Genomic DNA, 8,915 nt, shown 5'->3' with positions numbered 1-8,915 from the left:
GGCGTTGGGAGAAGGGCTGCAGGAGGTGGTGGGGCGTTGGGAGAAGGGCTGCAGGAGGTGGTGGGGCGTTGGGAGAAGGGCTGCAGGAGGTGGTGGGGCGTTGGGAGAAAGGCTGCAGGAGGTGGTGGGGCGTCGGAACCTTAGGCGGGCAAAGGTTCGAAATCGGCGGCCGAAAGCGGGCTCCAGCCGCCGTCGACACCATGGTGGTGCGGGCGTAATCTGGCAGCATCGGCGCATGTGCTCCGATGCCCTGCGTCGATAATCCATCGATGAAGGAGGACTCAATGAGTGTTGTACGTGAATTCATGACCACGGATGCGCGATGCATCGGAGAAAGCGAATCCCTCACGGCCGCGGCCCGCATGATGATGGACCTCGACTGCGGAGCGCTTCCCATCTGCGGTGATGACGGCAAGTTGAAGGGCATGATCACTGACCGCGACATCGTGCTTAAATGCGTCGCCGCCGGCCGCGACCCCGGCCAGATGACGGCCCGCGATCTCGCCTCCGGCAAGCCGTACTGCATAGATGCCGACGCCAACGTTGATGCAGCCATCGACATGATGGAGGAGCACCAGGTACGCAGGCTCCCGGTGATCTCGGACCACAAACTGGTGGGCATCATCAGCCAGGGCGACATTGCCCGCAACTACTCCGAACAGCGTGTGGGCGAACTGGTGGAACACATTTCAGAACGCCACGGCGTGTAGCGCGTCATTGACTTGTCCGCGGATCCAGCCCTTGAAGGTTCGGACCCGCGGACAAGCTTAGGACTTCCCGGGCTCAGACCCGGCCGAACTGTCAGTTCAGCGCGATCAGGAGCATGGTGCTGGTTCCCGGAATACAGGTCTGCAGGATCGCCCTGGGGAAGCCGCCGAACACCGCGACGACGTCATTGGTGGTTCCCGGATTCGGGACGGTACCTCGCCCGGTCACCGTGTACGTCCCGTACCCCGGGATGCTCACCGTTTCGCCTACGCCGATTCCCGAGAACCGGGCCCACCCGCCGCAGAAATCATGCTCGGTGATGAACAGCGAGAAGCCGTCGTTGGGGGTGTAGTGGATCGGCCCAATGCAGGCATCCACCATGGACTGGCCGCCCGAGCCGGCCACGTAGATGGTGCGGACGGCAGGAGCCGCCGACACAACCGCGGGAGCCGGAGCAGGTGCCTGTTGTGCAGCAACCGGTGCCCCGGCGGGCGCCGGCGCGGGTGCGGGAGCAGGTGCAGGCTCGGCAACTGCGATGCGCGGACCTGCCAGCAGGAGCGTCTGGCCCGGGTAGATGGTGCTGTACGCACTCAGCCCGTTGGCCGCGAGCATGGCGTTCATGTCCACGCCATGGCCGGCGGCAATCGCCCCGACGGTGTCGCCCGGGACCACCGTGTACAGATTGGGGTCGCCGGCCGGTTCGGGGGCCGGCGCGGGTGCGGGCTCCGGCGCCGCCGGAGCCGGAGCAGGTTCGGCCGGTGGGGCCGGCGCTTCGGCAGCCGGAGCAGTGGCCTGTGCGGCGACCGCTTCCACCGCCGAACCTGCTGCCGGAGCTGATTCGGCCGTGCTGCCCGCCGGCGGCGGTGCCGTTGCCTCCGCAACCTGCGCCGCCGCCGTCGTGCTCCCGTTGAGTGGCGCCGGCGGCGCCGCCATTGCGCCGATACCCACCGCAGCCACCACCGCTGCCGTGGCCATGCCGGCCCATAACTTGTTGCTGATGACCGGCCGGCCGGAGGTGAGGTCGGTCCGGGGTTCGTCGGTGGCGAAGCTTCTGCTGGCGCCGTCGGGGGAAGGGAGGAAAGGCTGGTTCATGGGTTGCCCATCAGGTTTCGGTCCCGCCGCGGCGGTGCGTTGCACGCCAGGACGCTGGACGGAGCGAGATGTCGTTGCGCCGCCGGCCCCGGCAGGTGCCGGAGCCGAAAGCGGCGCAGGTTGGAGGCATCCGCACACCCAGAAAATGCGGAGCTCCGCGTGAAGGCAGGAGCTCCCGGAAGCAACCCGGGGGACCTGCCAGCGCGTGTTGGTCCTAGGAATCCCGAGTCTAGGAATGACGCCAAGGCCGGGGCACCAGTAGGGATTACCCGACTTTGCAGGCCCGCTACTCGCCCGGATCAGGGCTGCTACTCGACGGCGGGCGGGCGAATACTTGCCTTACGAAATGTTACTCACGGGTAACATGGAGGCATGCACCTGCTCCTGAGAACCCTCCTCATGCTCTTCCGCTCCCGCCGCCGTCCGCCGTTGTCCGTGTGGGACCCGTCGACACTGCCACTGCGCGTCCTGCCCACAGACATCGACATCGCCATGCACGTCAACAACGGCATGTACCTGTCCCTGATGGACCTTGGCAGGTTCGACCTGATGGTGCGCAGCGGCGTCTGGAAGCGGATGCGCCGCCGTGTCTGGAGCCCGGTGGTGTCCGCGGAAACCATCTCCTTCCGCAAGCCGCTGCAGCTGTGGCAGGAGTACGCCATCGAGACCCGCGTCATCGGGCTGGACACGAAGGCGATCTTCTTCGAGCAGCGCATGGTGGCCGACGGCGAGATTTACGCGCGTGCCTACATCGCCACCCGGCTGGTCACCAAGTCCGGCCCGGTAAGCCAGGAAGATATCCTCGCCGAGTTCGGTGCCCCGCCCGCGGACCTGGTCCTCCCGGACTGGATCCACGAGTGGCGCGCCTCCAGCGCCCTCCCCGGCAGCCGCACACCGGCCCCGCACCTCTGGGATGCCACCTCCTGAGCCGGCCGCCGCCGTCGTCCTTTCCGTTATTCCCAATGACGCGGGGAGCGAACAACCGCGACAGGCTCCCGGCCGGGCGCGTAGCGTGGACACATGGCTACCCTTGACATCACAGGTGAACAGTTCGCATCGACGATTGAAGGAAACGACATTGTCCTGGTTGATTTCTGGGCGGAATGGTGCGGTCCCTGCAAGCAGTTCGGCCCCACATACTCAACAGTGTCCGAGAAGCACCCGGACGTCCTCTTTACCAAGGTGGACACCGAAGCTGAGCAGCAGCTCGCGGCGGAGGCCGGCATCACCTCCATCCCCACGCTGATGGCCTTCCGTGAAAAGGTGCTGGTGTTCTCGCAGCCCGGCGCACTGAACGCCCAGCAGCTGGAACAGGTGGTGGACGCTGTGAAGGCGCTGGACATGGAGGAAGTCCACGCCCATGTGGCCAAGCAGCGCGAAGAAGCAGCAGCCGCGGCCGCTAAGCCCGCCGGCCAGGGCGGTCCCCAGGACGGCACGCAGATCCCCGACTTCTAAGACCCCTTTTTAACGCAGAATGCGGGACCTCCGGTGGGAGGTCCCGCATTCTGCGTTTAACGGCTGCGCGGACTAATGACTGCGCCTAGACGCGTTCCACCTTCACCGGTTCGGCCAGCAGCGCGCTCAGCGATTCGTTCAGGTCCTGCACGGCGATGCCTTTGGAGTGCCTGTCCAGGTCTTCCTCGGACGCCCACTGCTCGGTGAGGACCAGCTTCTCCTCCGTGGCTTCAGTGAGTTCGTACTGGATGCAGCCCGGCTCCTTCACCACCTCGTCGATGGCGATTTCCAGGGCCAGCTTGACGCGGTGGAACTCGCCGTCGTTGGGGATGAACGTTGCTATCAGGTCAATGGGTGCACTCATGGATTTCACAATACCGGGCGCCCGGGAAGGAACCGGCAGTGTTGCGGCGCCGGCATGCTTCTCCTGCCGGGATCCTGTTGGTAGCGTGCCATCATGCGTGCTTATACAGCCGGGGACACTGACGTCCCGCTCCTGGAGGAAACCATCGGCGCGAACTTTGAGCGCGTCGCCGCGCAGTTTCCCCTCCACGACGCCCTCATCGAGGCCGCACCCGTGCCGGGCGCTGACGCCCGCCGCTGGAGCTACACCAAGATGAACGACGACGTCGACCGGCTGGCACGCGCGCTCCTCGCCTTGGGCGTTGCCAAGGGGGAGCGGGTGGGCATCTGGAGCCCCAACTGCGCCGAGTGGACGCTGCTGCAGTACGCCACGGCCAAGATGGGCGCCATCCTGGTCAACGTCAACCCGGCCTACCGCAGCCACGAACTCGAATTCGTGGTCAAGCAGAACGGCATGCGCACGCTGGTCACGGCGCCGTCGGACGACAACAGCGACTACGTGGCCATGGCCCGCCAAGCCCTCCTCACCTGTCCCGATCTCCGGGAACTCGTCTTCCTGCCGGTCCATGGCCTGGACGCGCTGAAAGCCGGCAGCCCCCAAAGCGACGCGGAACTCACGTACGCCGAACTGCTGACCCGGGCGGACGGCGTCGGGCATTCCGTCTTGAAAGCCCGCATGGCCGAACTGAACCCGCACGACCCCATCAACCTGCAGTACACCTCCGGCACCACGGGGTTCCCCAAGGGCGCCACGCTGACCCACCACAACATCCTGAACAACGGCTACGCCATTGGCGAGCTGCTGGGCTACACAGAGCATGACCGCGTGGTCATCCCGGTGCCTTTCTACCACTGCTTCGGCATGGTGATCGGCAACCTCAACGCCCTCAGCCACGGCGCCGCCACCATCATCCCGGGCCGGGGCTTCTCGCCTGCGGCGGCGCTCGAGGCCGTCCAGGACTTCGAGGGGACCTCCCTGTACGGGGTGCCCACCATGTTCATCGCCGAGCTGGCCCTGCCCGACTTCGGCACCTACGACCTCTCCACGCTCCGCACCGGCGTCATGGCGGGATCGCTGTGCCCCATCGAGGTGATGAACCGGGTGATTTCGGAGATGAACATGGTGGACGTGGCCATCTGCTACGGCATGACCGAAACCTCGCCGGTGTCCACCATGACCCGGAAGGGCGACACGCTGCAGCAGCGCACCGAGACCGTGGGCCGCACCATGCCGCAGCTGGAGAGCAGGATCGTGGACCCCGCCACCGGCGAGGAACTGGAGCGCGGGCAGATCGGCGAGCTCTGCACCCGCGGCTACGCCGTGATGGCCGGGTACTGGAACCAGCCGGACAAGACGGCCGAAGCGATTGACGCGGACGGCTGGATGCACACCGGGGACCTGGCCCGCATGGACGAGGACGGCTACGTGGTGGTGGAAGGCCGCATCAAGGACATGGTGATCCGGGGCGGCGAAAACATCTACCCCCGCGAGATCGAGGAGTTCCTCTACACCCACCCCGACATCCAGGACGTGCAGGTAATCGGAGTCCCGGACCAACGGTATGGCGAGGAGCTGATGGCCTGCATCATCCTCAAGCCGGGAGCCGGACCCCTGGACGCCGACTCCCTGGCCGAATTCTGCCGCGGGCGGCTGGCCCACTACAAGGTCCCGCGCTACGTGGAGGTCCGGGAGAGCTTCCCCATGACGGTCTCGGGAAAGATCCGCAAGGTCCAGATGCGCGAGGAAGCGGTGGCCCGGCTGGGGCTCTGACCTCGCCGCGTCAGCTGGTTTCGCGGGCCGGGGACGGCCGGCGGGAAAACCGCATTATAACCAGCGCAGCCAGGACTGCTGCCGCCAGCCCTGCCGCCGCCAGCCCTGCCGCCGCCAGGAGCTGCCGGGAAGCGCCTGCGGATGACCCCAGTGCGCGGACGGCGCCGCGGCCCGTCCGCCCCTTGCCTGTTGTTGTGACTTCGTCAGGGGAGAGCTCCCAGTCCTCCTGTGTGGGAAAGATCCCGGCCGGAAGCTTCTCCTGCTGGAGCCTCCGGCGGGAGGCGAGCCGCTCACGGACCTCCTCGTTCGGGGCCGGGACGATCGTGTCTGCCGTCACCGCTGCCTCGAGGTCGACAATGTAAGGCTCGCCGTAGAAGGCTGAAGAAGCGACAGATTCCACCCAGGTGGCCGGTGGTGTCTCCACCCCGTGGCGCGCAAAGGCAGCCCGCAGCATGTCCCGGATGGCGCCGATGCCCTTGCCGTCGGCTTCCCGGGTCACCTCGAAGATGGCGAGTTGGAGCCGCACCTTCTCATCCGCCAAGGGGTCCGTGGCGGTGGGGTCCTGCAGGGCCGGGTCCACGGCAACCTGCTCACCGCCCTGGTTCCTGCTGCCTGGATTGGTGCTCATGGCCGTCCCTTCCGTCATGGTGCAGCCCTCCGCCTCGCGGTGGCCTTCATCCATGGCCGTACCCATTGCCCCGCGGATCAAGCATCCCGGTTGATGAGAGGGCCCGCGGTTTCCCGGCCGGTCAGTGCCCGCGGTGGTCCTGGATGGTCATCCTCGGGCCGAACGTGGGCTTGCGGAACCCGGTGCTCTGGATCATCCGGACCACGCGCTGCCGGTGCCCCCGCCAGGGCTCCAGCAGCCGGAGCATCCCGGCGTCGTCAGTCCGGTGTCCGGTCAGGGCCGCTCCTACATAGGCGGCCAGGTGGTAGTCGCCCACCGAAATGGAGTCGGGGCAGCCGTGGGTGCGCTGCACCACCTCGGCTGCCGTCCAGACCCCGATGCCCGGAATGACCTGCATCTTCTCCGCGGCCTCCAGCGCCGGCAGCGCCGCAAGGCGTTCAAGCGCGACGGCGGAGCGCAGCGCGCGCATGACGGTGGCCGAACGCTGGGGCCCCACCCCGGCCTTGTGCCACTCCCAGCTGGGAACCTGCAGCCAGCGCGCGGCCGTCGGTGCGACCACGAGTCCAGCCGGCGTGGACATCCCGGCCCGGGGCGCCGGAGTCCCATAACGGTGGACAAGGTAGCGGTAGGCGCGCCGTGCCTCAATCACCGTCACCTTCTGCTCAAGGATGATCGGCACCAGCTGGTCCACCATGCGGCCGCTTGACGGGAGCCGGACTGCCAGGCTGCGGCGCCGGGCCTCCCGTACCATGCGTGGCAGCGTGGAATGGAAGGCCGGTTCATCGAAACCCTGCCAGTCGTCGTCGGACCCCAACAGCCGGGGCGCTGCCTGCACGGCGGCTGCGGCGCCCGGGCCCCAGGCCTGGATATCCACCAACGGCCCGCCCGCGTCGCCGCCGCCCGCAGGGGCGAGCCGCATGGTGGCCGGACCCTCCGGCGTCGTAAAGGCATTCCAGATGACGTCCCCCTGGATACAGAAGGACGGATCGCTGTTGCCTCGCAGGAGCGGGCCCAGGGTCCGGGAAAGGCTGTAGGGACCCTCCGGATACCAGCGCAGGGACACGTCCGCCGCGGCTGCCAGCCGGGGAGGTGCCGCTGCGATCGTCATGTCTTCCATCGTCCCACGGACCGCCGACAGTGGCGGGACCATCGGCCCTTCTGCGCTTCCCGGCTCCGGATTAGGATCGCCGCGTGGAGCACCCGGGCAGCCGGCGCAAGGCACCCAACCAACAGGGAAGCACAGGAATATGGAGGGCAACCATGGGCGGAGTAGTGCATTTCGAGATTCCCGCGGACGACCAGAAGCGGGCCAGGAAGTTCTACCAGGAGGCCTTGGGCTGGCGGGTCGAACCGGTGCCGGGCATGGACTACAGCATGGTCATCAGCACGGACATGGACGACGACGGCCAGCCGGCGGCCGCGGGCGCCATCAACGGAGGGATGATGGCCAGGGAAGGGCAGATCACTGCCCCGGTGATCACCGTTGACGTTCCGGACATCGACGCCACGCTCAGGAGCGTGGAGCAGCTTGGCGGCTCGGTGGTCATGCCCAAGAACGAGATTCCCGGGATGGGCTTCACGGCTTACTTCAAGGATCCCGAGGGCAATGTGATGGGCCTCTGGGAGAACCTTCCCGCCGGCGAGGGCGGCGACGGCGGCCAGGCCCCCGGCAGCTGATCGCAGGCAGCTGATTAGGGGCTTACTTAGGGCATCCCGGACACGGCCCACAGTGCCAGCACGGCCAGCGGCACGGTCAGCGCCACCGCCACCACTCCCGCTGCGGCGAACCCGCCCCACCTGATGGGAACGTTCAGCACACGCAGCCGCTCGTGCCACAGCAGCGTGGCCAGCGAGGCCCAGGGGGTCACCAGCGGGCCCAGGTTCACCCCAATGAGCAGCGCGGCGAGCCTGGCCTGCGAGCCCGCCACCGGCTCCAGCGCCAGGTAGGCGGGAAGGTTGTTGGCAGCGTTGGCCGCGCCGGCGCCCAGCCCCGCCAGCTGCAGGAGCGCAGGCAGGCTGTCCCCGGTGCTGGCTATCCCCGTCAGCAGGGTGGCGAGGCCATGCGCATGCAGGGCCTCCATCAGCATGAACAGCCCCACCGTCAGCATCAGCGGCCGCCACGGGACCATGGACCACCGAAGCACGGAGGGCCGGCGGCGGAGGAAGACCGCCAGCAGGACGGCGGCCGCAGCCAGCGCCGGGTACTGGACCGGCACCCCGGATACCAGCGCGGGCAGCAGGACGAGGAGCGTGATCGCCGCGGCCTTCAGCAGGGTGCGGTCACGGACGGGATGGGCCGGCTGCGGCCCGTAGGTTCCGCGCAGGTCCCGCCGGAACGCCAGCCACAACAGGGCAAGGGGGACCAGCAGGCCCACCAGGGCGGGTGCCCACACCAGACCCGCGAACCGCCACGGGCTCAGGCCCAGCCGGTCCTGCGCCAGGAGATTGGTCAGGTTGGACACCGGCAGCAGCAGGGAAGCGGTATTGGCCAGCCAGATGCTGGTCAGCGCGAACGGCAGCGGCGGGATCCGGGCGTGCACGGCCAGCAGGACCACCACCGGCGTCACCAGCACCGCCGTCGTGTCCAGGGACAGGAACACCGTGGACACCGTGGCCACTGCAACCACCAGGAGCCACAGCAGGAGGACCCGGCCCCGCCCCAGGGCGGCCAGGCGGTCAGTCACCACCCGGAACAGCCCTGCCTCATCCACCAGTTCCGTGACCAGGGACATGGCCAGCACAAAGGCCAGGATGGGAATGGTCCGGCTGGCCAGGTCCCCGAAGGCGGGAAGGGGCAGCACACCGGATGCCAGGGCGGCCACGCCTGCTGCCAGGGTGGCGCCGGGCAGCAGGTAGCTGCGGGCAGCTTTCAGCCATGCGAACTGCTTCACCGGCTTA

Annotated in this window: 10 protein-coding genes; 5 read left to right on the top strand and 5 right to left on the bottom strand. The window is 67.8% G+C overall.

Going from position 1 to position 8,915, the window contains the following annotated elements; translation table 11 throughout:
- The first annotated feature begins 284 nt into the window (after positions 1-284).
- Positions 285-710, top strand: a complete 426-nt coding sequence (locus ACTHQS_RS04585; protein ID WP_440166458.1) for a CBS domain-containing protein — start codon at positions 285-287, stop codon at positions 708-710.
- Positions 711-801: 91 nt separating this feature from the next.
- Here ACTHQS_RS04585 and ACTHQS_RS04580 read toward each other — a convergent pair whose 3' ends face one another.
- Positions 802-1,800, bottom strand: a complete 999-nt coding sequence (locus ACTHQS_RS04580) for a LysM peptidoglycan-binding domain-containing protein (protein WP_440166456.1) — start codon at positions 1,798-1,800, stop codon at positions 802-804.
- Positions 1,801-2,172: 372 nt separating this feature from the next.
- Here ACTHQS_RS04580 and ACTHQS_RS04575 point away from each other — a divergent pair, with 372 nt between their 5' ends.
- Together ACTHQS_RS04575 and ACTHQS_RS04570 are read left to right on the top strand one after the other, a co-directional pair.
- The gene (locus ACTHQS_RS04575) at positions 2,173-2,727 is read left to right on the top strand and encodes an acyl-CoA thioesterase (RefSeq protein ID WP_440166454.1); all 555 of its coding nucleotides are present in this window, start codon (positions 2,173-2,175) and stop codon (positions 2,725-2,727) included.
- Positions 2,728-2,820: 93 nt separating this feature from the next.
- Positions 2,821-3,255 carry a thioredoxin family protein gene (locus tag ACTHQS_RS04570; protein ID WP_440166452.1) on the top strand — a complete coding sequence of 145 codons (435 nt, stop codon included), beginning with the start codon at positions 2,821-2,823 and terminating at the stop codon, positions 3,253-3,255.
- A gap of 85 nt (positions 3,256-3,340) precedes the next feature.
- Here the strand turns inward: ACTHQS_RS04570 and ACTHQS_RS04565 are convergent, their stop codons facing one another.
- Positions 3,341-3,619, bottom strand: a complete 279-nt coding sequence (locus ACTHQS_RS04565; RefSeq protein WP_159631253.1) for a putative quinol monooxygenase — start codon at positions 3,617-3,619, stop codon at positions 3,341-3,343.
- 93 nt (positions 3,620-3,712) lie between these two features.
- Between ACTHQS_RS04565 and ACTHQS_RS04560 the strand changes: the two genes are divergently transcribed.
- Complete coding sequence (locus tag ACTHQS_RS04560) at positions 3,713-5,389, top strand: AMP-binding protein (RefSeq protein WP_440166450.1); 1,677 nt, start codon at positions 3,713-3,715, stop codon at positions 5,387-5,389.
- 10 nt (positions 5,390-5,399) lie between these two features.
- Here ACTHQS_RS04560 and ACTHQS_RS04555 read toward each other — a convergent pair whose 3' ends face one another.
- Both ACTHQS_RS04555 and ACTHQS_RS04550 read right to left on the bottom strand, forming a co-directional pair.
- Positions 5,400-6,017: a hypothetical protein gene (locus ACTHQS_RS04555; protein WP_440166448.1), complete on the bottom strand. Its 618-nt coding sequence runs from the start codon at positions 6,015-6,017 to the stop codon at positions 5,400-5,402.
- Positions 6,018-6,138: 121 nt separating this feature from the next.
- Positions 6,139-7,125, bottom strand: coding sequence for a DNA-3-methyladenine glycosylase family protein (locus ACTHQS_RS04550; RefSeq protein WP_440166446.1), 987 nt, complete (start codon positions 7,123-7,125; stop codon positions 6,139-6,141).
- Positions 7,126-7,277: 152 nt separating this feature from the next.
- Between ACTHQS_RS04550 and ACTHQS_RS04545 the strand changes: the two genes are divergently transcribed.
- Positions 7,278-7,694: a VOC family protein gene (locus ACTHQS_RS04545; protein WP_440166444.1), complete on the top strand. Its 417-nt coding sequence runs from the start codon at positions 7,278-7,280 to the stop codon at positions 7,692-7,694.
- Between the two features lie 26 nt (positions 7,695-7,720).
- Here ACTHQS_RS04545 and ACTHQS_RS04540 read toward each other — a convergent pair whose 3' ends face one another.
- Positions 7,721-8,908, bottom strand: a complete 1,188-nt coding sequence (locus tag ACTHQS_RS04540; RefSeq protein ID WP_440166442.1) for an SLC13 family permease — start codon at positions 8,906-8,908, stop codon at positions 7,721-7,723.
- Between the last annotated feature and the right edge of the window lie 7 nt (positions 8,909-8,915).

The organism is Arthrobacter sp. SAFR-044 (assembly GCF_051965175.1).
In the GTDB taxonomy this organism is placed as follows: Bacteria; Actinomycetota; Actinomycetes; order Actinomycetales; family Micrococcaceae; genus Arthrobacter.
The sequence above is the reverse complement of the archived record's forward strand: the minus strand, read 5'-3'. Positions and strand labels throughout refer to the sequence as shown.

Bases quoted from the DNA above. Each gene is read 5' to 3' on its own strand.
- ACTHQS_RS04585 (WP_440166458.1), top strand. From the start codon at position 285: ATGAGTGTTGTACGTGAATTCATGACCACGGATGCGCGATGCATCGGA.
- ACTHQS_RS04580 (WP_440166456.1), bottom strand. From the start codon at position 1,800: ATGAACCAGCCTTTCCTCCCTTCCCCCGACGGCGCCAGCAGAAGCTTC.
- ACTHQS_RS04575 (WP_440166454.1), top strand. From the start codon at position 2,173: ATGCACCTGCTCCTGAGAACCCTCCTCATGCTCTTCCGCTCCCGCCGC.
- ACTHQS_RS04570 (WP_440166452.1), top strand. From the start codon at position 2,821: ATGGCTACCCTTGACATCACAGGTGAACAGTTCGCATCGACGATTGAA.
- ACTHQS_RS04565 (WP_159631253.1), bottom strand. From the start codon at position 3,619: ATGAGTGCACCCATTGACCTGATAGCAACGTTCATCCCCAACGACGGC.
- ACTHQS_RS04560 (WP_440166450.1), top strand. From the start codon at position 3,713: ATGCGTGCTTATACAGCCGGGGACACTGACGTCCCGCTCCTGGAGGAA.
- ACTHQS_RS04555 (WP_440166448.1), bottom strand. From the start codon at position 6,017: ATGAGCACCAATCCAGGCAGCAGGAACCAGGGCGGTGAGCAGGTTGCC.
- ACTHQS_RS04550 (WP_440166446.1), bottom strand. From the start codon at position 7,125: ATGACGATCGCAGCGGCACCTCCCCGGCTGGCAGCCGCGGCGGACGTG.
- ACTHQS_RS04545 (WP_440166444.1), top strand. From the start codon at position 7,278: ATGGGCGGAGTAGTGCATTTCGAGATTCCCGCGGACGACCAGAAGCGG.